We start from the raw sequence: 26,212 nt of genomic DNA on the forward strand, positions 1-26,212 counted from the left end.
TTTGTTCAGTCTATTTTAATAAAACGTTGTTGTCAAAAAGACTATATGGTGTTAAGTTTACGTTGCACACTAAAAAACACACAACAGGTACATCATGCATAAAAATAAACTTACTATTGCTATTTTATTAGGAATGTCGAGCCTTGCACTTGGCTGTAATGGCTCAGCAGAGCAAAGTAAACCAACATTAAAAGCGCCGGAGCAATTAACGCTTAAAGCGCAATTTAAAGACCACTTTAAAATAGGTACAGCGATTAGCCGAGACCAAATATTAGGGGCTTTGCCTGAAGATTTAAATGTGGCTAAAGCGCAATTTAATACCTTTACGCCAGAGAACTCAATGAAGTGGGAGCGTATACACCCAGAGCTTGAAACCTATGATTTTGAAGCCGCTGATGCGTTAGTTCAGTACGCACAAGAGAACAACCAAGAATTAGTTGGGCACACATTAGTGTGGCATTCGCAAACTCCCGACTGGGTTTTTGAAGACGAACAAGGCGAGCCGCTAACCCGCGATGCATTACTTAAGCGCATGCAAAACCATATTAATGCTGTTGCAGGGCGTTATAAAAACCGCATTTTTGCATGGGACGTGGTAAACGAAGCACTTAACGAAGACGGCACACTGCGTGAATCTAAATGGAGCACCATTATTGGTGACGACTTTATAGAATATGCGTTTAAATACGCTAAGCAGGCAGCGCCTAATGCCAAGCTATACTACAACGATTACAACTTATATAAGCCAGAAAAAAGAGCCGGTGCAATTGCGCTTATTAAAAATTTACAAAGCAAAGGCATTGAAATAGATGGTATTGGTATGCAAGCGCATTATTCGCTTGATAACCCAGAGCTTTCGTTAATGGAAGACTCTATTGTGGCATACGCTGCAACGGGTATTGATGTGATGATAACCGAGCTTGATATTTCGGTATTGCCATTCCCTGAAGGTGAAGAACAAGGGGCTGATATTTCGTTAGATATTGCGCTACAAGAGCGATTTAACCCATACCCAGATGGTTTACCGAGTGAAGTAAACACTCAGTTAGGCGAGCGCTACAAAGCCGTGTTTGACATACTTAAAAAACATGACGATAAAGTAAGCCGTGTTACTTTTTGGGGTATAAGCGATGCACGTACTTGGCGCAACGATTGGCCAATGCAAGGGCGCACCGATTACCCATTATTAATTGACCGTGAGTTAAAACTTAAAAGCTTTGTAAGCGATTTATAATCGCACTAAACATTTAATCTCCCGTAAAGGATCGCTTAATAGCGATCCTTTTTTGGTTTACATAGTAGTTAAACAATAACTTATGTGTGTTTGTAAAGGCACTTGTGGTGTTAAATAGCTAAATGGGAAGTGTGGGTTATTAGGGCTGTCGGGGCAAAATTGCGGCTCTAGGCAAATACCGTCAAATTGGTTAAACGGGCTTTTTAAATGCTGCCCTGTATAAACCTGAATAGCAGGGTAGTTAGAAAGCACACTCAGCATTACTTTTTCATCGGCGCTAGTAAGCTCTGCGTGTTGCTTATTGGCTTGCAGATTGAGTACTTGCTCGGTTACAAAGTTATGATCGAGTTTATCGGTTTTATTAAGCACACGCGCATTTGTGTAGTCAAAAGTGGTATTTGCTACTGGGGCTATTAAACCTGTGGGAATGGCGTTTGTATCTACGGGGGTATAATGCGCGGCAGCCAGCTTTAATGTATGCCCTTGTGCGCTGTTAGTAATGCCATTTAAATTAAAATATGGGTGCGCTGTTGGCCCTGCAATGGTTTTTTTATTACTGGTAATCGTAAATTTAATATCAAGATTACTTTGGTTTTTACTGTTAGTGGTAAAGGTATACAGCACGTTAAATATAGTTTTACCGGGGTAGCCGTTGTATCCATCGGGTAGAGTAATACTTAAACTTAGCGCATTTTTTTGATGATAATCGAGCTGCCAAAATAAGTCGCTTAATGCTTTTTGGCCGCCGTGAAGTTGGTTTACTCCTTCGTTTTTATTAAGTGCATAGGCTTTATCATCAATGTTTATTTGGGCGTTACTTAGCCTGTTTGCATAAGGGCCGGCTACAGCGCCTAAGTAAAACGTGTCATTTAAATAGTCATTAATATTAGAATAGCCAAGTATAATATTTCGTTTTTTATTATCAACATGGGTAACCCAGCTGGTAAGCCGGGCACCGTAGTTAATAATACAAATAGTGTCGTTTACCTCATTACTTAGCGTGTATTGAACAAGTGAAGTTGTCATGTCGGTTACTCTTTTAATTGTTCGCTCTAGCTTTTTTAATTTCTTCTTTTACGATTGGGTACAGATCGTAAGTTGGGTAAAACTCAGTGCTGTAAGCTTTCCAGCCATAGCGTTCTATTGATAAGTTTACTTTTGGCAGTAGCGCTGCCGGAAAGCGCAGAGTAACTACTTGCCCTATACCCATCATTACTTTCCAAGATTCTACTGTTGCGCCCTCTGGTGGGAAGTGTTTGTAAAAGTTAGCGTTGTTTAGTATTTCTTTTATTTCAGAGAGGTTTTTTGATTGGTCGTGCTTTAAAAAAATCGTTAGCATTAGTTCATCATTTTGCTCGTCACTTGCCCATGCGTTAAAGCTAGTACTTGCACTAAAAAGCATAATTAATAGTAAGTATTTCATAGTTCACCTTTGTTAGTTAATTATAAAAATGCGCCGAGCTTTGGGAGGCTTAGCGCATTAATTGGATAAAATTGTATTATTGCGCGCATTACGCGTACAAAATGTATTAGGCGTTGGCTTTAATTAACGCCTGCGCGGTGCTAACTACGTTTTTGGTGGTAAAGCCAAAGTACTCTAATAACACGTTACCTGGCGCCGACTCACCAAAAGTGCTCATACCAATTACTTTGCCTTGTAAGCCTACATATTTAAGCCAGTAATCTTGGTGTGATGTTTCAATTGCAATGCGGTTTGCAACCGAGTTTGGTAATACACTTTGCTTATAATCGTCTGATTGCAGGTCAAACAATGTGGTGCTTGGCATTGATACCACACGCACTGCAACGCCTTGTGCTGTAAGCTCTTTTGCGGCTTGCATTGCTAAATCAACTTCAGAACCCGTTGCAATTAAAATAAGCTCAGGCACTTTATTGCTATCGCTAAGAATATAGCCGCCTTTTTCTATGTCGCTAATTTGCTGAGCGGTACGTGGCTGGTGGTTGAGCCCTTGGCGACTAAAAATAAGCGCCGTAGGTTGCTGCTGATTTTGTATCGCGTTTTTCCACGATACTGCAGTTTCTACTGCGTCACATGGGCGCCATGTGACTAGGTTTGGCGTCATACGTAGGTTGGCTAGTTGCTCAATAGGTTGGTGAGTTGGACCGTCTTCACCTTGACCAATAGAGTCGTGGGTGTACACAAATATATTTTGAATACCCATAAGTGCCGACATTCTTACTGCGTTACGGGCGTATTCCATAAACATTAAAAATGTAGCACCGTAATTAATAAAACCACTGTGCAGTGATATGCCATTCATAATGCCGCTCATACCAAACTCGCGCACGCCATAAAACAGGTAATTACCGCTGGCGTCATCTGCGCTTATGCCTTTAGAGCCAGACCACAACGTTAAGTTAGAACCGGCTAAATCGGCAGAGCCACCCAGTAACTCTGGTAAATGCGGGGCAAAGGCTTCAATGGTGTTTTGCGAGGCTTTTCGGCTGGCAATGTTAGCGGCGTCATTGTTGCACTGTGCAATATAGTTGTTTGCAATAGCTTCGAAGTTGTCAGGCAGGGTGCGTTTAATTACGCGGCGCTCAAATTCTTTAGCAAGCTCAGGGTGGCTTTTGGTGTAGTCGCTAAACAGTTGTTGCCATTGTTTTTGTTTTTTATCACCGCTTTGTTTAGCGTCCCAATGGGCGTAAATATCATCACTGATACTAAATGCTTTATCTGGGAGGTTTAAAAATTTGCGTGCAGCAGTTATTTCGTCATTGCCTAATGGCGAGCCATGGCAGTCGTGCGAGCCTGATTTATTTGGCGAGCCAAAACCAATCACGGTTTTACAACAAAGTAGAGTAGGTTTATCGCTCACTTGTTTTGCTTGTGCAATGGCGCTGGCAATTTGCTCTGGGTCGTGACCGTCTATATCTTTTATTACATGCCAGCCGTAAGCGTCAAAGCGTTTTGCGGTGTCGTCGGTAAACCAGCCCTCAACGTGTCCGTCGATAGATATGCCGTTATCGTCCCAAAAAGCAATAAGTTTACCCAGCCCTAATGTGCCTGCAAGCGAACATGCTTCGTGCGATATACCTTCCATTAAACAGCCATCGCCCATAAAACAGTAAGTGTAATGATCAACAATATCAAAACTCTCTTTGTTAAATTGCGCTGCTAGGGCTTTTTCGGCAATGGCCATGCCTACGGCATTTGATAAACCTGCGCCAAGCGGACCTGTGGTTGTTTCAACACCTGGGGTATAACCGTATTCAGGGTGACCTGGGGTTTTTGAATGCATTTGTCTAAATTGTTTAAGTTCGCTAAGTGGTAGTTCGTACCCGCTTAAATGCAATAAAGAATAAATAAGCATAGATCCGTGACCGTTACTGAGTACAAAGCGGTCTCGGTTTGCCCAATTTAGATCGTTTGGATTATGGTTTAAAAAATCGTTCCACAGTACTTCGGCTATATCGGCCATACCCATAGGTGCGCCCGGATGCCCTGAATTTGCTTGCTGTACCGCATCCATACTGAGTGCGCGAATGGCATTAGCAAAAGACGCACGAGAAGAAAGTTGAGTCATATATTACCTCAAATAAAATTAAAAAAGCCCGCACGTTATGTGGCAGGCTTGAGGGAAATTAGTTTAGTAAGTCTTCAACCAATTTAGCCAAAATACGCTGATCTTTGGCAAAGTTACGAATACCTTCACCGAGCTTTTCGCTGGCCATTGGATCTTCGTTGTGCTGCCATAAAAATTGCTCATGGGTGAGTGGGGTTAAGTCACTTTGCGGTGCTTTGGCAATGTTTGCAGCGTCAAGCTTTGTAACCAGTTCACCTTCTTGGCTTTGTAAATCATTGAGTAATGATGGCGAGATAGTCAGTAAATCGCAGCCAGCAAGTTCGATTATTTCCTGAATGTTTCTAAAGCTTGCGCCCATTACCACGGTTTTATAATCGTACTTTTTATAGTACTGATAAATACCTGTAACCGACTGCACACCAGGATCTTCGCTTGGGGTGTATTCTTTGTTTTCAGCCGCTTTGTACCAATCAAGAATACGACCAACAAACGGAGATATAAGCGTTACGTTAGCTTGTGCGCACGCAATGGCTTGAGCCATCGAAAAAAGCAGCGTTAAGTTACACTTAATGCCTTCTTTTTCTAATTGCTCGGCGGCTTTAATGCCTTCCCATGTTGAAGCAAGTTTAATAAGTACGCGGTCTTTTGAAATACCCGCTTGCTCGTAAAGTGAAATAAGCTTACGCCCTTTGGCAATACTTGCTGGGGTATCAAACGATAAACGCGCATCTACTTCGCTCGATATACGCCCAGGTATTACTTTTAGTATTTCACAGCCAAAGTTAACAATAAGTTGGTCGCATATAGCGTCAACGTTGTTGCCAGCTTTTTGTATAGCGTCTTCAATTAAATGTTTATATTGAGGTAATTTTGCAGCTTGTAAAATTAACGAAGGATTGGTTGTTGCATCAACCGGTTGTAGGGCTTTGATTGACTCTACATCGCCACTGTCGGCAACGACCGTGGTTACTTTTTTGAGTTGTTCTAACAAGTTCATAATGATGTACGCCTCGGCTTTAAAACCGAGGCGATGTCCTTATACGTAGCGGTTAACAATATTCTCAAGCAGTTCTTGGCGACCAGAAACTTGCTTAGGATCGATGTTGTTCTCGTGTACTAAGGCTGAAAGGCTCTCAAGTGATTGCTCACCATTTAGAATGCTTTGACCTAGGTCTTCTTTCCAACCAGCGTAACGTTTTTCAACAAAATCAGTCAGCTCGCCACCTTCAATCATTGCTGCTGCATTGAGTAATGCTTTAGCCATCGTATCCATACCGCCAATGTGGCCAATGAATAAGTCATCACGCTCACACGATTGACGACGAAGTTTAGTGTCAAAGTTAAAACCACCCGTTGTAAAACCACCCATTTTTAAAATTTCGTAAACAACAAGCGTACATTCAGCTACATCGTTAGGAAATTGGTCAGTATCCCAACCGTTTTGCATGTCGCCACGGTTAGCATCAATACTACCCATAATGCCCTCAGCGCAAGCAACTGCAATTTCGTGGTGGAAGCTATGACCCGCAAGTGTTGCGTGGTTTGCTTCAATGTTTACTTTGATTTCGTCTTGTAAGCCGTGCTTGTATAAAAAGCCTGCAACCGTTGCTGTATCGTAATCGTACTGGTGCTTAGTTGGCTCTTGTGGTTTTGGCTCAATTAATAATGTGCCTTTAAAACCAATTTTTTTCTTGTGTTCTACAACCATTTTCAAAAAGCGTGCGTACTGTTCGCTTTCTTGTGCAAGGTCTGTATTTAGTAGTGTGTCGTAACCTTCACGACCACCCCAAAGTACGTAGTTTTCGCCGCCTAAACGATGCGTTATTTCCATTGCATGTTTAACTTGTGCTGCTGCATATGCATACGTATTAGGATTAGGGTTTGTTGCACCACCGGCACAAAAACGCTGATTTGAGAATAAGTTAGCAGTACCCCACAGTAGTTTTACACCTGTGCGCTGCATTTCTTTTTCGATAATGTTAGCTATGTGCGTTACGTTATCGTGGCTTTCTTGTAGTGTTTTGCCTTCAGGGGCAATATCAACATCATGAAAACAAAAGTAAGGAACGCCTAATTTTTCATAAAATTCAAAGGCTACTTTTACTTTTTGTTCAGCAAGTTCTAATTGATTGCCTACAGGTTGGATCCAAGGACGGTCAAACGTACCTTCACCAAAAATATCAAACCCTGTAGAACAAAAGTTATGCCAGTAACAGGCTGCAAAACGTAAATGTTCTTTCATTGTTTTGCCAAGCACTACTTGGTTTTCGTCGTAGTAACGAAATGCAAATGGGTTTTTAGAGTTTTCACCCTCAAATTTAATTTTTTCAACGTTTGTAAAAAATTGTTCGCTCATAATGTGCTCCATTAATTTTATAATAGTGTATTAAAAGTATGTTTTTACACTTTGGTAAAGTGCTTTGTATGTTGTGTATTGCTGTGCGTAAAAGTTTTGCATGACTGGGTCTGGCTCAATTGTTTGCGTTACTTTGCCGTTAACACACACTTGTTGTGCAGGGAGTTGTGTTACTGCTATTCGGGCAAGCCTTGCTGCGCCAAATGCGGGGCCAACTTCTGAGCCTTCTCTGTAAATTAGGGGGCGGTTGAGTACACTTGCGATGATTTTTCCCCACAGTGGGCTTTTAGCGCCACCACCAATAACGGTTACATCGTCAATTTGTGCGCCGGCATCAAGCAGTACTTGTTGGCCATCGGCAAAGGCAAAAGCAACGCCCTCGAGTACTGCACGGCCAAGAGCTGCTGCATCGGTATCGCTGTCTAAACCAAAAAATACGCCTTTGGCATCGGGGTTATTATGCGGCGTACGCTCGCCAGTTAAATAAGGTAAAAATATGACTGAGCTTGGTTTGCTAAAATCGCATTTACTTACTTGTTCAAGCAATGCGCTTTCGTTTTTAAAACCGGTTAATTTAGTGACCCAGGTTAAACAGCTTGCTGCGCTTAACACCACTGACATTTGGTGCCAGGTGTTTTCAATGCAATGACAAAAAGTATGTACAGCACCTTCTGGGTTAGGCAGGTATTTATCGTTAGCAACAAAGTAAACGCCCGAAGTACCTAATGACAAAAACGCTTGTTTAGGCCTTACTACGCCAACACCAGCAGCGCCTGCGGCATTATCGCCACCACCTGCAACAACAGGCACTTGCTCCATACCCCATTTAGCAGCAACTTGGGCTGTTAATTTTCCAGTAATTTGTGTGCCCTCAAAAAGAGTAGGCATGTGTTGCTCTGTTAAGTCGCAGGCGCTAAGCATTTTTTGCGACCATGCTCTTTTTTCTACGTCTAGCCACAGTGTGCCTGCTGAGTCAGACATGTCTGATGCAAAATCACCGGTCATTAAAAAGCGTAGGTAGTCTTTTGGTAATAATACTTTGGCTACTTTTGCAAAGTTTTCTGGTTCAAACTCTTTTAACCACACCAATTTAGGTGCAGTAAAACCAGGCATTGCTATGTTGCCGGTAATATTACGAGAATTTGGTTCGCGTTTTTCAAGCTCTATACATTGTGCTGCACTGCGCCCGTCGTTCCATAAAATGGCTGGGCGAATAATATTATTGTTTTTATCAAGCAGCGTTGCGCCATGCATTTGCCCAGAAAGGCCCACAGCCTTTACCGATTTTAGTAATGCAGGGTGAGTATTTTTAAGCTCCTCGATTGCACTACATGTAGCAAGCCACCAATCTGTAGGGTTTTGCTCAGAAAAAAGTGGTGCTGGGCGTGAAACGCTTAAAGATCCACTTGCTTGAGCAAGCAATTGGTCTTGCTCGTCTAAAATAATTACTTTTACACCTGAAGTGCCTAAATCGATACCAAGGAACATAAATGTGATGCTTAATGTTGTTTTAGTGTTAGCGCTAACATTAATGATTTGATATTGTTAAGTCAAGCTAGTTTTAAACTATGTTTAACAATTAATTTGCAAGTTTATTGCTTGGTTGTTGGAGTTCACTTAAATTTCTTTTTAAGATCATAAGGAAACACTATGAAAAAAATAAACTGGGGTATTGTTGGTTGTGGCCGAATTGCCGCACAATTTTGTGAAGACTTAGCACATACAAATAATGGTGTTGCGTACGCAGTTGCAGCAAGAAATGGAGATGATGCAACCGCTTTTGCGAGTAAGTATGGTGCGGCCAATGCCTACGAAGGGTATCAGGCATTATTTGACGATAAAAACGTTGATGTAGTTTACATTGCGACCCCGCATAACTTTCACTTTAAAAATGCCAGCGATGCTATTAAAGCAGGTAAGCATGTATTGTGCGAAAAGCCCATTACGGTTTCGGCTGAAGAGTGTAAGCAGTTGTCTTTACTGGCTAAAAAGCACGACGTATTTTTAATGGAAGCCATGTGGACGTACTTTTTACCTGCAATACAAAAAGCAAAACAATGGGTAGAGCAAGGGCGAATTGGCACTATTAAACATGTTAAAGCTGACTTTGGCTATCCTGTGCCTTTTAACCCCGACGGGCGTGAATACAACCCAGATTTAGCGGGCGGTTGTTTACTTGATATGGGAATTTATCCGCTTGCCATTGCCAATTACTTTTTAAATAACGACCTTGAAAACTTACACGTAAGAGCAAATATTCGCTATAAAGGCGTGGAAGACGATGTACTTATTACTGCTAATTGTGGCGATGTAATGGTGAGCTTAGCAACGTCATTTCAATGCCGGTTAGGGAATGGCGCGTATATTATTGGCGACAAAGGCTATATAAAAATACCCGATGCATTTAGAGCTTATGAGTGCTCTTTGTATGAGCTTGATGATTTAATAGAGCATTTTGAAGATGGCAGGCAGTCACAAGGTTATAGCTTTGAAGCCCAAGAAGTAGGGCGCTTACTGAGCGAAAATAAACGAGAGAGTGACATTATGAGCCACTCTCAAAGTTTACTTTTACAATCGCAAATGGAGCGTATTAAAGCCCTGTTTTAAAATAGTTTTAAGAGAACTTTAATAGAGCTTTAAAAGAGTTTTGAATGAGCTTTAAAGCAGTTTCAAAAAGCTTTCAATCAAATAATAAACTTAACTGGCGGCGATTTATTCGCCGCTAGGTTCGTCATAATTAAAAAATGAATAGTGAGCTTCTTTATTTCTCCCCGATAAGTCTTGGCAGGCCATACCAACAAAAGCGCCGGTAAAACACGGGCGATACCCTCGCGGTGATTGCTGCACGTAATCATCAGATAAAATGCTGCCATCGAGCACTGGACCAAACTTTATCCAGCAGTTTTTCTCGGTAGCATAATAAAACTGTAGCTGCGCGCCATTAAAATCAGCTTTTAAGTAAACAGGTTTGTTTGTTTTAAGCAAAAGCGGTGCAACAGGCGTACTTGTTTGGTATTTATCGCAGCTTATTATATTTAAATAACGCGGTGTGGTTTCATCGCCTACATCGCCGCCGCTTATATGCAAATAGTAGTAATGTGCGGTGTTGTAATAACATACTAGCCCCGCCATTTGTTGAAAACTGCTTGGCGCAAAATCAACGCATGTGCTGCTAACAGTATGATGAGCCTGTACACGCCTGGCAATAAAACTTTGCTGATGCAATGAGCTTAAAGACTCTTTTCCCACTAGGGTGAGCGATGCTTTTTGAGTATTTTTATACACCCAGCTTTTGCACATGGGTATACGCAATGACTGAAAATCAACAGTAAGCTCATCGTTACTAAAATCAATCTTTGTTGAGGGTTGAGGCTGTGGATTTAGTGTTAAACCCTCAACGGGGACGTGTATTCTCGGGGCTTTATTTGTGTGCTTTGCATAAGGCCAGTCATCGTCTTTCCAGATTATTTGCTCAATCCCTGTTTCACGCCCTGTAATGCAGCGGCCACGCTCAGTCAGTGGTCTAGATGTTAAAAATACCGTGTACCAATCACCGGCTTGCGTTTGAAAAAAATCTCCATGGCCACATTTTTGTAGCGTATTACTCGGCTCGTGGGCTGCTGTAATAACGGGGTTGTGCGGGTGTACTTGGTAAGGGCCAAATACGTTTTTAGCACGCGCTACACTAATGCAGTGTTCATACCCAGTGCCACCTTCAGCGGTAATTAAATAGTAGTAATCGCCGCGTTTTAAAATATGTGGGCCTTCAGTGCAACCAAGTTTTGTGCCTGAAAATATAGGTTTAACATCGCCTATTAATTTATTGGTTTTTAGGCAAAGCTCTTGCATTGCTATACCACCAAATAGTGCGTTATTACGGTGATCAACCAGCATGTTTAGCAAATAGCTTTTACCGTCATCATCGTGAAAAATAGACGGATCAAAACCGCTAGAGTTTAAGTAAGTCGCTTGTGACCAGTTACCGGTAATATCAGTGGTTGATACAAAATAGTTTGGTGTGTCTTTCCAAGGGCCATCAAAGCTTTTTACATTGGTATATACCAAATAAAAACGCCCATTGTTGTAGCTAAGTTGCGCAGCCCATACGCCGCAAGAGTCGGGCACTCCTCGCATATCGAGTTGCTCTACGGTGTTAAGTGCTTGGCCTATAAGTCGCCAATTTACTAAATCGGTAGAGTGGTGAATTTGCACACCGCCAAACCATTCAAATGTTGAAGTGGCTATGTAGTAGTCGTTATTAACTCTGACAATGTTTGGGTCTGGGTTAAAGCCTCTTAGAATTGGGTTTTGCAGCATGCTCATAATATAGGCCTTTTTAAGTTTTTTATATTATTGGGTGTGAATATTATAAATTTGTTGTTAGCGCTAACATTTTCAGTGTAGTATAAGACTTTGTCAATAAGTAATCATTTAAAACGCGCTGTAAACAATATCAAGCTTCGCAATTATGTATAATGAAAATTAAGAAAGTTAATTATAACAATCCACTGATTGTGAGTAGGTAATAACAGTAATGGCCGATCCTAAAAGAGCAAGAATACAAGATGTAGCCGAGCAGGCTGGTGTATCAATGATGACAGTTTCGCGCGTGCTCAACCAAGACAAAAAAGTAAGCGACAAAACCCGCGAAAAAGTAATGGCTGTTGTTGAGCAATTAAATTACAGGCCAAATGTGTCTGCTAGGCGCCTTGCTAGTACTAAGTCATTCTTTTTAGGGCTTTTATACGATAACCCAAGTGACTCTTACATAAGCCAATTTTTATTGGCAGCGCTTAAAAAATGCCGCGCACTGGGCTACCACCTTGTTGTTGACGAAGCGCATACCGATATTGACAAAACAATTGAATCGGTAAAGCAACTTATTGATGTTACACAGGTTGATGGCATGATTTTACTGCCACCTATGTGCGACAACGAACAGGTTTTAGATGTTCTTACTAAAGCAAATATTCCGTTTGTAAGAATAACGCCAGATACAAAATTAAATCGCTCCCCTTATATATGCATGGACGATTACCAAGCCGCGTTTGATGTTACAGAGCATTTAATAAATCAAGGGCATAGCAAAATTGCACATATTATTGGCGACACTAAACAAGGTGTTAGCCGTTTGCGTTACCAAGGCTATTTAGATGCGCTGCGCTCTAATAAAATAATAACGCCACCTGAGTATATAGAGCAGGGTAGTTTTACCTATCAATCGGGTATGGAAGCGGCAATAAAATTACTTTCGCTTGATGATAAACCAACAGCTATTTTTGCAGCTAACGATGATATGGCAGCCGCTGTAATCTCAATAGCTCAAAAACAAGGTATTAATATTCCAAGCGAACTGTCGGTTGTTGGCTTTGATGACACGCAACTTGCAACCATAGTTTGGCCAAATATTTCTACGGTAAAACAGCCCATTAATGAAATGGCTGAGCTTGCGATTACTTTACTTGCATCGGGTCAGTATAACGATTTAAGCAATGTAAAAAGCTTAGACTTAAGACATATTTTAGATTTTGAATTAATAGAAAGAGAATCAAGCTCAACCAATAAAAATAACTAAATAAGCTAAAACGCACACCCTTTTGAGCTTCAAAATCTATATAAAATAACAACAACACACAATATGGATACTTATGAACGAGAAAGAAAATGTACTTTTAATAGTACTGGTTTGCTTTGTTGCGACCATTGGCGGTTTTTTATTTGGTTTTGACAGCGGCGTAATTAACGGCACTGTTGATGGATTACAAACGGCGTTTGGCTCCAGTAGTGCGGGTACGGGATTTAACGTATCGAGCATGCTAATTGGTTGTGCCATTGGTGCGTTTTGCGCAGGTCGATTGGCTGATAAATTTGGTCGGCGTCCAATTTTACTTTTTGCCGCTGCTTTATTTATTATAAGTGCTTGGGGCTCGGGTGTGTCAGTCACATCGTTTGAATTTGTGATTTATCGCATTTTAGGCGGCTTAGCTGTAGGGGCTGCATCGGTTATGACCCCAGCTTATATTAGCGAAATTGCCCCGGCGCGATACAGAGGCACGCTCTCTACACTGCAACAAGTGGCTATTATATTTGGTTTATTTAGCGCATTTGTGAGTAACTATTTTTTAGCAAATACGGCTGGCGGCTCTACGGCTATATTTTGGCTCGACTTTGAAACATGGCGTTGGATGTTTTGGGTTGAGTTATTACCTGCATGCTTGTTTTTAATCGCTTTATTTTTTATCCCTGAAAGCCCACGATACTTAATTATGGCTGGTAAAAAAGACGCTGCTGCACGTGTTTTATCGTCATTATATGGTGCTGAAACTGCCGCTCTTAAATTAAATGAAATAGCAGAGTCTCTTGCTGGCGATAAACACCAACCTAAATTATCTGATCTTATTGATAAACCTAAAAAACGTTTACGCCCCATTGTTTGGATAGGAATTGGCTTAGCTACATTTCAGCAATTAGTCGGCATTAACGTTGTTTTTTACTACGGCGCGGTACTTTGGCAAGCAGCAGGCTTTACTGAATCTGACGCGTTACTCATTAATATAATAAGCGGCTTTGTAAGTATTTTAGCGGTGTTTATTACCATGTATTTTATAGACAAAATTGGCAGAAAACCTTTTTTGTTAACCGGCTCAATTGGTATGACGGTGACGCTTTCGGTTATTGTCTATGCCTTTTTAAACGCAGATATTGGCTCAACAGGTAACTTAGAACTAGGAGAACAGGGCATAGTTGCTTTAATAGCCGCTAATGCGTATGTGTTCTTTTTTAACTTATCGTGGGGCCCTGTAATGTGGGTTATGTTAGGCGAAATGTTCCCTAACCAAATTCGCGGCTCTGGCCTTGCAGTTACTGGCTTTGCCCAGTGGATAGCTAACTTTTTAATTACTTGGTCGTTCCCTGTTATGCTCACAGGCATTGGTTTAGCTGGGGCTTATGGTTTTTACGCATTTTGTGCGTTTGTTTCAGTCATATTTGTATTTAAGTTTTTACACGAAACCAAAGGCAAAGAGCTTGAACAAATGAAAGGGTAAATATTATTCCTTTAATAAGCGCCAAAACTATTGTAATGGTTTGGCGCTTATTTTATTAATTTTCATATCTGCAATAATAAAGTGAGGTTATAGTTACCTTTGTTTTTTCTATAAAAGTATCTCAATCGATAAAGCCATATTTAGGAGTCGCTAATTTCCTTGCTTACACTGCCAAAAACCCTACATAAATTATGCTGGCTAAGTAGCTATGATAATAGTTATCCTATTTGGATGGTTGTTTTAGCAAACTTAAGAGGTTGTAATTTAGGTCTTGCAAAACAATACGCAAATGTCAGTGGACCAACTCTGCCAATCAGCATAAGTAAAATAATTATTAGTTGGCTTGGCAAGCTTAAGCTACTAGTAAAATCCCGAGATAGCCCTACGGTACTCAATGCCGAGATCACTTCAAAAGTAATATCTAAAAGTGACGCTTGCTCAATTTTACTCATTATCATAATGCTCAAAAAAGCCGTAAATAAGTACAAAATTACAACGCTTAGTGCTTTTATCACAAGTTTGTCGCTTAGCTCTCTGTTAAGTACGGTTACCTGTGGTTTTTGGCGTAAATAGCTATACATAGCAAGTAGTAAAATAACAAAAGTTCCAATTTTAATACCGCTTGCTGTACTTACCGAACCACCACCTATTACCATTAATAACAATGTAAGTAATGTTGAGTCGGAAGTTAGCTGGCTAATAGGTAAAGTATTAAAGCCTGCAGTACGCGGTGTTACAGCTTGAAACCAGGCTGCAATTACTTGCTCGTTAAAAGGTAGGTTGGCCAGTGTGGCTGGATTTGAATATTCAAATAAAAAAATAAGCAAAAATGCACAGCAATTAATTACAGCACTCGCAATTAATACAATACGTGTATTGATTGCTAATTTATGCCAGCGACGTTGTTGATATATATCTATTAAAACGGTAAACCCCAAACCACCGATTATAAATAATGCACTGATAATAAGATTAACAGATATATCACTTTTAAAAGCCATTAAGCTATTACTGTCTAGCGCAAACCCGGCATTGTTAAAAGCCGAAATAGTATAAAATAGACTTTGGTAGGCGCTACCCGCAATACCATAGTCATCTACCCAGCTAATAAAAAGTAAGCAAAATGCTATAGTTTGAATTATTAGCGAGTAAGTTATTACACATTTAGCTACATGGATCACTCCATTTAAATCGCTTGTATCGAATGCTTGGCTTGCAAGTAGACGTTGTTTTAAGCCTAAATTTTTACCAATACTTAAAAACGAAATAACGGCTACGGTCATAAAGCCGATTCCTCCAATTTGAATAAGCACCATCACAACACATTGCCCAAATGTGGTTAGCGCAGTACCTGTATCAATAACAACTAAGCCTGTTACTGTAACCGCAGAGGATGCAGTAAAAAAAGCTTGAATAAAGCTAAGCGATTCAACACTTGCAAAAGGTAATAGTAATAAGCAAGTGCCGAAAATAATGAGTGTAAAAAAACCAGCAGTTAAAATTAAAGGGGGATTAACAGGCCTTTTGAAATTATTTAAACGGCGATTAAATTGCTTTGGAAGTACGTTTGCTTGCCAGTTGATCATAAGGCTTTAAACCGTTTGGTAAGTTTTGTTAAATAATGCTTGGAGCCTAGTAATACAAGGCTATCACCATGGCGTAACTCGGTGTCGAGTGTTAGGTCTGTATTAAAGTTGTCATCTCGGCGTAAGGTAAGCGGCTTTATGTCTGAGTTACGCTCTTTTAATAGCCAGCCAATATTGCGCCCAGATAAATGTAAATCTATGGCAAGCTCAACAATGAATGTAGATTGTGTAAGCGCAAAGTACTGGCTAACCATAGGGTAGTTAAGTGCATGGGCGACTCTTACACCCATTTCTTCTTCTGGGTGAATAATACGGGATACGCCAAGTTTGCTTAAAATTTGATGGTGGCTTTTAGAGCACGCTTTAACCCATATTTGTTCAACACCAAGGTTTTTTAAATGCAGCACGCATAAAATACTCGCTTCTATATTTTCACCAATTGCAACTAATACAGCTTGGCAGCTAGTTAAGTCGAGTCGAGCAAGCTGTGTTTCATCACTAGCATCTAAAATGACGGTGTAATTTAACTGATTAGCAAACGCGTTAATGGTGCTTTCGCTTATATCGGCTGCGCAAACGTGATGCCCCTGATTAGCAAGCTCAAGCGAGGCGGTAACACCAAAACTACCTAATCCAATTACTGCAAACTGTGCCATGTGTGTTCCTATTAAAAAAATACGACATAGCAAAGACTATGGAATTTAAAAAAAGAGTCACCCCATATCAATTAAGCTTTATAAACATTTAACACTACAGCCAAAAATCTTTATAAAAACTTTATACACAACGTATTAAAAAGCAGTAACCTATAAAAAGAGAATTTTATGGGAGTGCACAAATGGGTATTAATAAATGGCTTAAGCCGCTTTTATTAACAACAATTGCGCCTATTTTTATTGTGCTGGCTATTTTTCCAGTTCGAGAGTGGCTAACGACCACCGACATTGTCATGTTGCAATTACTTTGGGTGGCATGGGTTGCGGTGCGTCAAAATGCAGCCTTAGCGGGAATTACAACGTTAGTTAGTGTGGCATGTACCGACTGGTTTTTTGTACTGCCGTACTTTACATTTCATATCGAAAAAATTGAATACTTAGTCACTTTTACTGTCATGCTTATAGTTGGCTTGATGATAAGTAAATTGGCGGGCGAGCTAAGTAAAAACGTTCGTGATACCCAGTTACATGCCAGTAATACACGATGTTTATATGAGTTAGCTAAGGCGCTTAATGGGCTTGATGATATAAACGCTCAGCGCCAAGTATTTACAACATCAATTAAAAACCATCTAGGTATTACACTTCGTTGGAACAATAATACAATGGATAATGGAGAGTACTTCAATATCGAACAAAACACACAATGGGGCGGCTTTATTTCAGATGCCGAACTTAGTCCTGAAAACCGTGCATTTATAGATACGGCACTGTCTTTGTTGTTTCAGGTCCACGAAAACTCAAATCTTAGAAACCAGTCGGCATCGATGAAAGTACAAGCAGAGTTAGAACGTGCTAAAAACGCATTGCTGCGTAGTTTATCTCATGATCTACGCACGCCTTTGGCTACTATTATGGGCTCATCAAGCATGTTAGCTGACGAAAATATTGAGCTGAGTAAGGCATCAATTACAGAACAAGCAAAAAATATTTATGAGCAAAGTGAAATCTTAAATCAGCATTTTAATAAAGTGATGGAGCTTAGTCGGGTAAATAAAATAGGAGAGCAGCTAGCATGGCAAGCTATCAACGTACATACACTTGTTACTGAGGCTAAAGCACGCAGGCAGCAGCAATTAAGTGGTTTTAACTTAGAGTTAGTCTTTGATAAAGCTACTTGTTGTATAGGTGATATAACACTTTTAGAAATCGCGCTTGCGAATATATTCGAAAATGCGGCACGTTACGGTGATGGAGTGGCGACAGTGGACTTTAATACTGAGCGAATTGGTAATATAACACACTATAAAATAGTGGTAAGCAATCTCATAGTCACTCATCCAAGCAGTTCGGATGAAGGAGTTGGGCTTGGTAGCGTAATTTGCGATGTAGTTGCGCAATTTCATCAAGGCGAATTTGTATTAGCTATTGATGAGCTGACCCAAGTAGCTACAGCAATACTTAGCTGGAGTGCAAAGAATGATTAATGTATTGGTGCTAGAAGACTCACCTGCACTGCAAAGTTTTTTAAAAACATTACTAGGTGCCAGTGGCTACAACGTATCAATTAGTGCGAAAGGGCTTGATGGTTTTTCATTAATGAGTGAGCAAAGCTTTGACTTAGTGTTACTTGATTTGGGATTGCTTGATATGGATGGACAGGCTTGGTTACTTGAAGTACGACAATGGAGCCAAATACCAATATTAGTGCTTTCGGCTCGCGATGGCGAGGTGGAAAAGGTTACAGCACTTGATAATGGGGCAAACGATTATATAACCAAACCTTTTAGTGCAAATGAACTTCTGGCAAGAATGCGTGTGCTACTAAGAGTAAATACACAGCCCAGTTTGGCACTGAAATGCGGTAACATCATTATAGATCCGCATAAGCACACCGTTACGCTTAACAGCAGCGATGTAAAGCTCACTAATAAAGAATATAAAATTTTGCTTATGTTATTTCAAAATAAAGATAAGGTGCTTACTCATAATGCTATTTTAAGTCAGGTATGGGGGGATCAATACATTAATAGACCTGAGTATATACGTGTACATGTAGCGCAGCTAAGACAAAAACTTGAGGCAAACCCTGCAAGCCCTATTCATATCTTAACTGAGCCAGCGGTAGGTTATAGATTAGTTGGGTAGGCACTAAAAAATTATCGTCCTAAATTTAGCTATTTAGGACGATAAAGTTATACGTTTTCTAGTTTCGTTCCTTTGGTTTCAGTTACTAAGTAAATAACAAAAAGTACCGATATAAAAGCAAAAAAAGCATAGAGCGAATACGCGAGTGCAAGCCCTCCACCGGCTAGCAATATTGGAAAGGTCATAGTAACTAAAAAGTTAGCCAGCCATTGAGCAAGCCCTGCAACCCCTAAGCCTAATCCCCTCATGTTATTTGGAAATATCTCGCCGAGCATTACCCACATTACAGGACCCCATGAAAGGTTAAAAAAGAATACATATAAGTTGGCCTGTACGAGTGCAGTAAAGCCCCAGTCGCCAAGTTGTAATTGTCCTTGAGGGTCTATAGTGCCGTTAGAAAATGCGACAACTAAACCAATGAGTGAGAAGGTCATGCCTATTGAACCGATTAATAAAAATGGCTTTCGGCCTAATTTATCAATAAGCGATAAAGTAATAAAGCAGGCAACTAAGCTAATTACGCCACTAATAATATTGATTAAAAGCGCATCTGATTCTGAAAAACCAACAGCCTGCCATAATATAGCGCCATAATAAAATACCACGTTAATACCGACTAGTTGCTGTAATGTTGCAAGCCCAATTGCAATATAAACGACTGGTTTTAGCTTGAATGAGTGTGCTTGAAATAAGTTACTTATCTTTGTTTTTTCGCTATTACCTAATGACTGCCTTATTTCTTCCCACATTGATTTGGCGTTTTTAGCACCGAATAACTGCGATAGAATTTTCATTCCTGCTTGTTGTTTATTTTTCATTGCTAAATAACGCGGGCTTTCTGGAATAAAAAATAAAGTGACTAAAAAAATAGTTGCAGGGACTAATTCTATCCAAAACATCCATCGCCACGTATCAAAGCCTGACCAAAGTACTTCGGTTGAGTTCCCGGATATTTGTACTAATGAATAGTTACTTAAAAAAGAGCAAAATAATCCTAAAATAATAGCAATTTGCTGAATAGAAGTAAGCGTACCACGTAAACGTGTCGGGGCTATTTCACTTATATAAGCGGGCGTTAGTATTGAAGCTGCACCTACCGCCAAGCCGCCAATTAAGCGATAAATTATAAATTCCCCAGACGACCCTGCAATGCCTGAGCCCCAGGCACTGATAATAAAAAGAACAGCAGTTGCAAGTAATACCTTTTTACGACCAAAGTGATCGGCGCTTTTACCTGCTATTAATGCACCAATAGCGCAGCCTAGCAGCATACTTGCTACATTAAAGCCGGTTACTACGCTGTCTGAGTTAAAGGCACCTTTGAGTCCATCAACTGTGCCATTAATTACACCGCTATCAAAACCAAATAAGAATCCACCAATCGCAGCTACGCACGCGATAAAAAATATACGTAGCAAGTTCTCGTTTTCGATACTCTCTAATTGAATAGATGTACCACTGAGCGTGGGATCTGTTGCTGTATTTTCCATTTTTTAATTCCTAGATTTTTATTATTTTTTATAAAACAATGTTAGACACTGTAAATTTATCTTTTGGTATTTTAATACCTTGCCCAGAGCCCACCGTAACAATTAAGCGTCCTTTGTAAGCCACGGCATTACCTTGCTCATTGATATAAGTGAGTTGGTTTTTAGGAACTGTGAATTTAACATCGTTTTGCGCTTTGTTTTTAAGGGTAACGTGTTTAAAACTCACTAATTGTTTATTAGGTGTTTTAATTGGCGCGTCGGGCATAGAAATATAAACTTGAGCAACATCGTCAGCTGTAAAACTGCTTTGGTTAGCGATTGTTGTTGTTAGGTTTAAATCGCCAGTGTCTGCGTTTATTGAATGACGTGTGTTTTTGTATTTAAAGTCTGCGTAACTTAAGCCGTAACCAAATGGGTAAAGTACTTCACCTTCATAATATTTGTATGTACGGTTTTGCATTGAGTAGTTTTTAAAGTCAGGTAAATCTGAAACTGATTTATAAAAGGTGATAGGCAATTTACCTGATGGGCTAAAGTCGCCGTAAAGTAAACCAGCTAGCGCGCTTCCTGCTGCCTCACCTGGATAGAAGCCCTGAACAATGGCATCTATATTTTCGTTCTCCCAATTTAATGCCATTGCACTACCGCTCATATTTACAAGTACTATAGGTTTACCGGTCTGCTTTAGCTTTTTAAGTAAATTAAGTTGGCTTTTAGGTAAATTAATATTGGTTCGATCTCCGTGAGAAAACCCTTCAATTTGCAGTGGCATTTCTTCACCTTCAAGATTGGCACTAATACCGCCTACAAATACAATAACATCCGCTTCATTGGCATTGATCAGCGCTTGTTGAGTAAGGTTTTGAGGGTTTTTCAACCAGCCTAAACTCGCTGTTGGGTTAATAACGTTGCTATGCCAAAAATGATTGAATTTAGCTTGTGCAGTTAATATATATTCTTCATTTTTATTAAGCGTTATAGCGCCATTAACAGTTTTACCATTAAGTGTAAAACTTATATTGGTGGCTTTAAAATAGTATTGTGCTGTTTGCTCAGGTTTAATTATTCCGTCCCATTTAACAGCAAATTCTTGCTCAATAGAGTTGTCGATAGGGGAGCGTTCCCAGCTAAAATCGATATTTTTATCTATTTGTCGTTTAGCTGGTTGACGGTCAAAATTACTCGCTGGGTAATACTGGGCAATTAACCCTGGCTGCATTTTATTATTATGATCTAGATGAAAAAAATGCTTTGCCTCAATAGGTTGGTAATGTGTATAAACCTCACCGGTAATGCTTGAGCCTGCAGAATATGTAAGTTTATTTTTACCTAGGCGTTTTTCTAATGCGTATTTAGGAGTAATAGGTTTGATAGGTGTGCCGTTGTAATTTCCTAATAAAATAGCGGTGTTATTTGCATTCGGGCCAATTAACGCTATTTTTTCGTTACCTTTTAAAGGCAGCAATTGTTTATTTTTAAGTAATACTAATGATTTTTGAGCTGCTTCTTCGGTGAGTTTTAAATGCTCTGTAGATCCAACTAACGTCATCGGTTTTTTAGAAAAAGGCACATTGTTAGCATCATCAAACATTCCTAATTTAAAGCGCGCATACATAAGGCGTTTTAATGCTATATCTATATCATTTTCTTCAACTAATCCTTCTTGTACTGCCTGAGTTAAATAACTATAGGTATTACCATGATGATCACCGCAGTTTAAATCGGTTCCTGTTCTAAGCGCCATCGCTGCAGCTTGTGCTTCTGTACTGACTATATTGTGGGATTTTATGTCGTAAAAATCGGCTATAGCACCACAGTCAGATACGATGTAACCTTTAAAATTAAATTCATCGCGTAATTTATTTTGAATTAACTCGTTGTTACCACAAGCCGGCGTGCCATTTACGCTGTTATATGCACACATCACTGATGCTACATCCGTTTGTGCTATTACATCTTTAAATGCAGGTAAATAGGTTTCTGCTAAATCTTTTTTAGAAGCAGTGTAGTCGTCACTGTGCCTTGAAACCTCCGGGCCGCTATGTACTGCATAATGCTTAAGTGTCGCTACAGATTTTAAATACTTAGAGTTATCACCTTGTAAGCCGTTAATAAAATTAACCGCAATACGGGTTGTTAAATAAGGGTCTTCACCGTAGGTTTCTTGGCCACGGCCCCAGCGTGGATCTCTAAAAATATTTATGTTTGGCGACCAATACGTCAGCCCTGTATACATTGAGTGGTTATTTTCATTTAAAAAGGCATGATGCTTTGCTCTGCCTTCGTCAGAAATAGCCGTACCAACTCTTAACATTAAGTCTTCATCAAATGTAGCAGCAAGACCAATCGCCTGAGGAAAAACAGTTGCTTTACCGGCTCTTGCTACACCGTGAAGCGCTTCGTTCCACCAATTATATTTTGGTATATTTAAGCGCTCAATTGCGGGGGATTTATCAAATAGCTGAGCTACTTTTTCCTCTAATGTTAAGCGATTTACTAAGTCATTTACGCGCTCGTCAGTTGTTGCTGATTCATTTTGATAAAGTGGTGTATCTTTATTTGATTGTTTATGGGGCGCACAACTAACTAAAGTAGCGATTGCTGTAAGTGCAATAAAATCTTTTATATTTTTGTTAATCATTGTTATCAACTCTTTATGGGTGTGTGATAAAAATAAATTAACAGAGCTTATTATTAGAGTCGTCTAAGGGTAAGATTAATATAAATTTGAACGTTTAAATGAACGTATTTACGTAAGTTCATACTCCAATTGCCTAAATAATAGGTATTACGCTGCAAATACGTGTTAATTATTATTTAACAGTATGATTTTCAGTCCCTATGTATTAATCCATTTATAAAAACTAGGTATGTATATATAACCAAAGTGGCTTAATAAAGCGTTCAAATAGCGGTATGTGTGGTTAGTTAGGCGATTTTTGCCTTTAATTTTATTAAACCTATACCTGCACGATAACCACATACACAAAAAAGACAGGATAAGAATTTTAAGTGCTACGTGAGTAGTCTTTAAATTCTGATTGGGGAAATAAGAATGAAGAACATAAAACAGAGCAGTAAATTTAAGTTGTCGATAATTGCCACTGCAATTATGGCATCACCATTTTCTTTTAATGTATTTGCAGCACAAGAAGAAACCGTAGCAAAACCTAATGAAGATAATATAGAAATTGTGATTGTAGAAGGTACACGCTCAAATCTCATTAATGCCCAAAATATGAAGAGAGAAGGCGAAACAGTACTCGATGCTATCTCAGCAAAAGATATTGGGTCTTTACCGGATCGAAGTGTACTTGAGGCAATTACCCGTTTACCAGGAGTGTCTATTGAACGCTTTGCAGCTGCAAACGATCCAGATCATTATGGTGTTGAAGGCAGCGGTGTTGTTGTTCGTGGATTAACACATACTCGCAGTGAATTTAACGGCCGTGATACTTTTACTGCAGATTCAGGGCGAGGGTTAAGCTTTCAAGATGTACCGCCAGAATTAATGGGGTCTGTTGAATTATTTAAAAACCAATCGGCAGATATGATTGAAGGCGGTATAGCTGGTACTGTCAATTTGGTTACACGTAAACCCTTTGATGCCGACGGCCGAGTAATCGCTTTTACTTTAGATGGAACATATAGCGAATTTGCAGATGAAACAACACCGTCATTTTCTGGCCTATATAGCGATATATTTGATTTAGATAATGGCAGGCTTGGCGTATTAGTAAATTATTCAAACTCTAAACTAAAGGCGCAGTCAGACGGTACACAAATAGGCCGTTACGAAGAGCAAAATGAACTTGTTAATGGGCAAGCTGTATTTGTGCCTCGTACTACGCGTTTAACCCGAAAAGAAGATGACAGAGACAGAGAAGGTTTTGCAGGAGCACTACAGTTTGAAAATGAAAGTAAAACGCTTTTAGCTACAGCCCAATTTATTCGCTCTGATTCGTCACTAGCGTGGACCGAACACGCTATAGAAATGGCCGATGATGCTGTTATTAATGATTTAGTGGCTCTTGAAGGTACTGAGTTTGATATTACTGACCAAGGGCTTTTTGAGTCGGGTTTTATTACATCAAATGCAGGTTGGCGTGGTAATGATGCGCAGCGACAACCCCCAGGTGAATTTGGTGCACAACATGCGATGATCACACGTTTTAGAGATCAAGATAACGTAGTGGACGATTACGGCTTTAATCTTAAGTATCGACCTAACGATACATGGTCGTTTAATTTTGACGCTCAATATGTAGAGTCTACATCAGAGATTTTTGATTTTTCTGTTATGGGCGCAACTCGCGCTGTAATTGGTATTGAACAAAACGGCTCAGAGTTACCTGATATTACTTTACTTGACCCAGCAAATAGCGGCGATGCAGGATTTTTTACCGATCCTCATAACTATTTTTGGCGCAGTGCAATGGATCACATATCTGATAATGATGGTAAAGAAGTTGCCTTTGCAGGTGATACACAATACACATTTGATAGTGGCTTTTTTACTAGCGTAAAAGTTGGTGCTCGTTATGCTAAGCGTGAGCAAACTACACGTCAATCTACTTTTAATTGGGGATGGTTGTCTGAGGCGTGGGCAGGTAATGGCAGTGCATGGTTTGATGCACAAGGCGACGAACTAGGTGCTAGTTTAGGCGATAGCTATGAGGAAGTAACTTTTGATAACTTCGCCAGAGGCGGGGTATTAAATGTTGCCTCAGAGGGAGCATTTTTGTTTCCTAAAGAGTCATTTGTAAAAGACTACAATAATGCAGAATCGGCCTTTGCGTCTTTATCACCAAATTGGCAACGTTTGTCGAGCAGGGACGGTACGGTTGGAGATTTTTTAAATAACGAAATAAATGAAACGTCTGAGGTGAATAATGCGTTTTACATTAAAGGTAATTTTGAAGGTGAATTAGGTGACATGTTTTATAGCGGTAATGTGGGCCTGCGCTATGTAAAAATAAAAAATGAAACAGATGGCTTTTTAACATTCCCAGATACCGTTGGCGATATTAACGATGCATCCGATCCCGATAATTTTTTACCCTCGGATCAAGCGGCCTTTGGCAATGCAGGATTTACAGAGCAAACTGCAAACAGCGAATACACAAATATATTGCCTAGTTTAAATGTAAAACTAAATTTAAAAGATGATTTAATTTTGCGCTTCGGTTTTTCAGAAGCTATAGCACTGCCGGCTTTAGGAAACCTAAGAAACTTTGTAAAAATAACGCCTGAAGACTTAGTGATCACCTACGATGAAAGCTCAGATGAAAGACAAATTCAGGACGCACGCTATTCACGCTATACAGCTAATTCGGGAAATCCATTTTTAAAACCAATGGAGTCGTACAACTACGATTTAGCGCTAGAGTGGTATTTCTCTGAAGGTGTTGGCTCGCTTACGAGTTCATTTTTTTATAAAGACATGAGTAATTATTTTATTAATGGCTCAGTAGATAGAGAGTTTACAAATAATGGGGCTACACAAGTTGTGCAAGTAAATGGCGCAACGAATGGTGATGAGGGATCAGTGAGAGGCGTTGAGCTTGCTTATCAGCAGTTTTATGACTTTTTACCGGGTGCTTTAAGCGGTATTGGTATGCAGTTAAACTACACCTACATTGAAGAGGAAGGTTCGCCAAATGCAGGGTTATCGCCAGATAAGCCTGACTCAACAGAAGGCGACGATGTTGCATTTGATGGATTGCCTCTCGAAGGGCTTTCTAAAGACAACATAAACATTGTAGCGATGTACGAAAAGTACGGCATAAATGCACGCTTAGCTTACAACTGGCGCTCTGAATATTTGCTAACCAGTAAAGATGTTATAACCCAATTACCTATTTATAACGAAGCGGGTGGGCAGCTTGATGGTTCTGTATTTTATAATCTAACGGATACATTTCAAATTGGCTTACAAGGTACCAATTTAACAAACGAAGTGGCGCGTACTTCTATGCAAATAGACAACGATAATAATCGTATATCTCGTTCTTGGTTTGCCAGCGAACGTCGATTTAGCATTATTTTAAAAGGTAACTTTTAATAAATACTACTGGCATATAAATACACGCTATTACTGGCTAAGTTGCAGTAGTAGCGTATTTTTTAGTTAAAAAGGTAATACACA

18 protein-coding genes are annotated in these 26,212 nt (G+C 39.8%); 7 read left to right on the top strand and 11 right to left on the bottom strand.

The genetic code is table 11. The features are described 5' to 3' along the window. Positions 1-94 precede the first annotated feature (94 nt). On the top strand, positions 95-1,234 hold the full coding sequence (locus tag AAEY68_RS08140) for an endo-1,4-beta-xylanase (protein ID WP_169060246.1): 1,140 nt from the start codon (positions 95-97) through the stop codon (positions 1,232-1,234). Between the two features lie 57 nt (positions 1,235-1,291). Here AAEY68_RS08140 and AAEY68_RS08145 read toward each other — a convergent pair whose 3' ends face one another. From AAEY68_RS08145 to xylB, 6 genes are all read right to left on the bottom strand, one after another. Further along, positions 1,292-2,260 carry an aldose epimerase family protein gene (locus AAEY68_RS08145; protein ID WP_350585795.1) on the bottom strand — a complete coding sequence of 323 codons (969 nt, stop codon included), beginning with the start codon at positions 2,258-2,260 and terminating at the stop codon, positions 1,292-1,294. A gap of 13 nt (positions 2,261-2,273) precedes the next feature. Beyond that, positions 2,274-2,657, bottom strand: coding sequence for a hypothetical protein (locus AAEY68_RS08150; protein ID WP_350585796.1), 384 nt, complete (start codon positions 2,655-2,657; stop codon positions 2,274-2,276). Positions 2,658-2,763: 106 nt separating this feature from the next. Further along, the gene (gene tkt / locus AAEY68_RS08155; protein WP_350585797.1) at positions 2,764-4,782 is read right to left on the bottom strand and encodes a transketolase; all 2,019 of its coding nucleotides are present in this window, start codon (positions 4,780-4,782) and stop codon (positions 2,764-2,766) included. A gap of 58 nt (positions 4,783-4,840) precedes the next feature. Beyond that, on the bottom strand, positions 4,841-5,782 hold the full coding sequence (gene tal, locus AAEY68_RS08160; RefSeq protein ID WP_350585815.1) for a transaldolase: 942 nt from the start codon (positions 5,780-5,782) through the stop codon (positions 4,841-4,843). A 36-nt stretch (positions 5,783-5,818) separates the two neighbouring features. Continuing rightward, positions 5,819-7,138, bottom strand: coding sequence for a xylose isomerase (gene xylA / locus AAEY68_RS08165; RefSeq protein WP_007375167.1), 1,320 nt, complete (start codon positions 7,136-7,138; stop codon positions 5,819-5,821). A 30-nt stretch (positions 7,139-7,168) separates the two neighbouring features. Further along, the gene (gene xylB / locus AAEY68_RS08170) at positions 7,169-8,626 is read right to left on the bottom strand and encodes a xylulokinase (protein WP_350585798.1); all 1,458 of its coding nucleotides are present in this window, start codon (positions 8,624-8,626) and stop codon (positions 7,169-7,171) included. 162 nt (positions 8,627-8,788) lie between these two features. Here xylB and AAEY68_RS08175 point away from each other — a divergent pair, with 162 nt between their 5' ends. Further along, the gene (locus tag AAEY68_RS08175; protein ID WP_024594230.1) at positions 8,789-9,745 is read left to right on the top strand and encodes a Gfo/Idh/MocA family protein; all 957 of its coding nucleotides are present in this window, start codon (positions 8,789-8,791) and stop codon (positions 9,743-9,745) included. Positions 9,746-9,850: 105 nt separating this feature from the next. On the opposite strand, the gene AAEY68_RS08180 is transcribed toward AAEY68_RS08175, so the two are convergent. Further along, on the bottom strand, positions 9,851-11,461 hold the full coding sequence (locus AAEY68_RS08180) for a glycoside hydrolase family 43 protein (RefSeq protein ID WP_350585799.1): 1,611 nt from the start codon (positions 11,459-11,461) through the stop codon (positions 9,851-9,853). A 211-nt stretch (positions 11,462-11,672) separates the two neighbouring features. On the opposite strand from AAEY68_RS08180, the gene AAEY68_RS08185 reads away from it, so the two are divergent. Beyond that, positions 11,673-12,713: a LacI family DNA-binding transcriptional regulator gene (locus AAEY68_RS08185; RefSeq protein ID WP_007375163.1), complete on the top strand. Its 1,041-nt coding sequence runs from the start codon at positions 11,673-11,675 to the stop codon at positions 12,711-12,713. 67 nt (positions 12,714-12,780) lie between these two features. Then, positions 12,781-14,184 carry a sugar porter family MFS transporter gene (locus AAEY68_RS08190; protein WP_442793210.1) on the top strand — a complete coding sequence of 468 codons (1,404 nt, stop codon included), beginning with the start codon at positions 12,781-12,783 and terminating at the stop codon, positions 14,182-14,184. Between the two features lie 218 nt (positions 14,185-14,402). Here the strand turns inward: AAEY68_RS08190 and AAEY68_RS08195 are convergent, their stop codons facing one another. Both AAEY68_RS08195 and AAEY68_RS08200 read right to left on the bottom strand, forming a co-directional pair. Further along, the gene (locus AAEY68_RS08195) at positions 14,403-15,770 is read right to left on the bottom strand and encodes a TrkH family potassium uptake protein (protein ID WP_342875210.1); all 1,368 of its coding nucleotides are present in this window, start codon (positions 15,768-15,770) and stop codon (positions 14,403-14,405) included. Then, the gene (locus AAEY68_RS08200; RefSeq protein ID WP_303440464.1) at positions 15,767-16,426 is read right to left on the bottom strand and encodes a potassium channel family protein; all 660 of its coding nucleotides are present in this window, start codon (positions 16,424-16,426) and stop codon (positions 15,767-15,769) included. Before AAEY68_RS08200 ends, AAEY68_RS08195 begins: the two co-directional genes overlap by 4 nt. 182 nt (positions 16,427-16,608) lie before the next feature. On the opposite strand from AAEY68_RS08200, the gene AAEY68_RS08205 reads away from it, so the two are divergent. Both AAEY68_RS08205 and AAEY68_RS08210 read left to right on the top strand, forming a co-directional pair. Continuing rightward, positions 16,609-17,913, top strand: a complete 1,305-nt coding sequence (locus tag AAEY68_RS08205; RefSeq protein WP_350585800.1) for a DUF4118 domain-containing protein — start codon at positions 16,609-16,611, stop codon at positions 17,911-17,913. Continuing rightward, positions 17,906-18,574, top strand: coding sequence for a response regulator (locus AAEY68_RS08210; protein WP_165725259.1), 669 nt, complete (start codon positions 17,906-17,908; stop codon positions 18,572-18,574). The genes AAEY68_RS08205 and AAEY68_RS08210 overlap by 8 nt, the downstream gene beginning before the upstream one ends. A 47-nt stretch (positions 18,575-18,621) precedes the next feature. On the opposite strand, the gene AAEY68_RS08215 is transcribed toward AAEY68_RS08210, so the two are convergent. After that, positions 18,622-20,064, bottom strand: coding sequence for a sugar porter family MFS transporter (locus AAEY68_RS08215; RefSeq protein WP_350585801.1), 1,443 nt, complete (start codon positions 20,062-20,064; stop codon positions 18,622-18,624). Between the two features lie 28 nt (positions 20,065-20,092). After that, a complete protein-coding gene (locus AAEY68_RS08220) occupies positions 20,093-22,705 on the bottom strand; it encodes a glycoside hydrolase family 3 C-terminal domain-containing protein (RefSeq protein ID WP_350585802.1) in 2,613 nt (870 codons plus the stop codon). Positions 22,706-23,119: 414 nt separating this feature from the next. Between AAEY68_RS08220 and AAEY68_RS08225 the strand changes: the two genes are divergently transcribed. Next, positions 23,120-26,128: a TonB-dependent receptor gene (locus tag AAEY68_RS08225; RefSeq protein ID WP_350585803.1), complete on the top strand. Its 3,009-nt coding sequence runs from the start codon at positions 23,120-23,122 to the stop codon at positions 26,126-26,128. The last annotated feature ends 84 nt before the right edge of the window (positions 26,129-26,212 follow it).

The sequence above is a fragment of the Pseudoalteromonas sp. RB2-MNA-CIBAN-0110 genome (assembly GCF_040309305.1).
Classification (GTDB): Bacteria; Pseudomonadota; Gammaproteobacteria; order Enterobacterales; family Alteromonadaceae; genus Pseudoalteromonas; species Pseudoalteromonas arctica.

What these genes read in the sequence shown, in the direction of transcription:
- AAEY68_RS08140 (WP_169060246.1), top strand. Translation starts at nt 95, where the DNA reads ATGCATAAAAATAAACTTACTATTGCTATTTTATTAGGAATGTCGAGC.
- AAEY68_RS08145 (WP_350585795.1), bottom strand. Translation starts at nt 2,260, where the DNA reads ATGACAACTTCACTTGTTCAATACACGCTAAGTAATGAGGTAAACGAC.
- AAEY68_RS08150 (WP_350585796.1), bottom strand. Translation starts at nt 2,657, where the DNA reads ATGAAATACTTACTATTAATTATGCTTTTTAGTGCAAGTACTAGCTTT.
- tkt (WP_350585797.1), bottom strand. Translation starts at nt 4,782, where the DNA reads ATGACTCAACTTTCTTCTCGTGCGTCTTTTGCTAATGCCATTCGCGCA.
- xylA (WP_007375167.1), bottom strand. Translation starts at nt 7,138, where the DNA reads ATGAGCGAACAATTTTTTACAAACGTTGAAAAAATTAAATTTGAGGGT.
- xylB (WP_350585798.1), bottom strand. Translation starts at nt 8,626, where the DNA reads ATGTTCCTTGGTATCGATTTAGGCACTTCAGGTGTAAAAGTAATTATT.
- AAEY68_RS08175 (WP_024594230.1), top strand. Translation starts at nt 8,789, where the DNA reads ATGAAAAAAATAAACTGGGGTATTGTTGGTTGTGGCCGAATTGCCGCA.
- AAEY68_RS08180 (WP_350585799.1), bottom strand. Translation starts at nt 11,461, where the DNA reads ATGAGCATGCTGCAAAACCCAATTCTAAGAGGCTTTAACCCAGACCCA.
- AAEY68_RS08185 (WP_007375163.1), top strand. Translation starts at nt 11,673, where the DNA reads ATGGCCGATCCTAAAAGAGCAAGAATACAAGATGTAGCCGAGCAGGCT.
- AAEY68_RS08195 (WP_342875210.1), bottom strand. Translation starts at nt 15,770, where the DNA reads ATGATCAACTGGCAAGCAAACGTACTTCCAAAGCAATTTAATCGCCGT.
- AAEY68_RS08200 (WP_303440464.1), bottom strand. Translation starts at nt 16,426, where the DNA reads ATGGCACAGTTTGCAGTAATTGGATTAGGTAGTTTTGGTGTTACCGCC.
- AAEY68_RS08205 (WP_350585800.1), top strand. Translation starts at nt 16,609, where the DNA reads ATGGGTATTAATAAATGGCTTAAGCCGCTTTTATTAACAACAATTGCG.
- AAEY68_RS08210 (WP_165725259.1), top strand. Translation starts at nt 17,906, where the DNA reads ATGATTAATGTATTGGTGCTAGAAGACTCACCTGCACTGCAAAGTTTT.
- AAEY68_RS08215 (WP_350585801.1), bottom strand. Translation starts at nt 20,064, where the DNA reads ATGGAAAATACAGCAACAGATCCCACGCTCAGTGGTACATCTATTCAA.
- AAEY68_RS08220 (WP_350585802.1), bottom strand. Translation starts at nt 22,705, where the DNA reads ATGATTAACAAAAATATAAAAGATTTTATTGCACTTACAGCAATCGCT.
- AAEY68_RS08225 (WP_350585803.1), top strand. Translation starts at nt 23,120, where the DNA reads ATGAAGAACATAAAACAGAGCAGTAAATTTAAGTTGTCGATAATTGCC.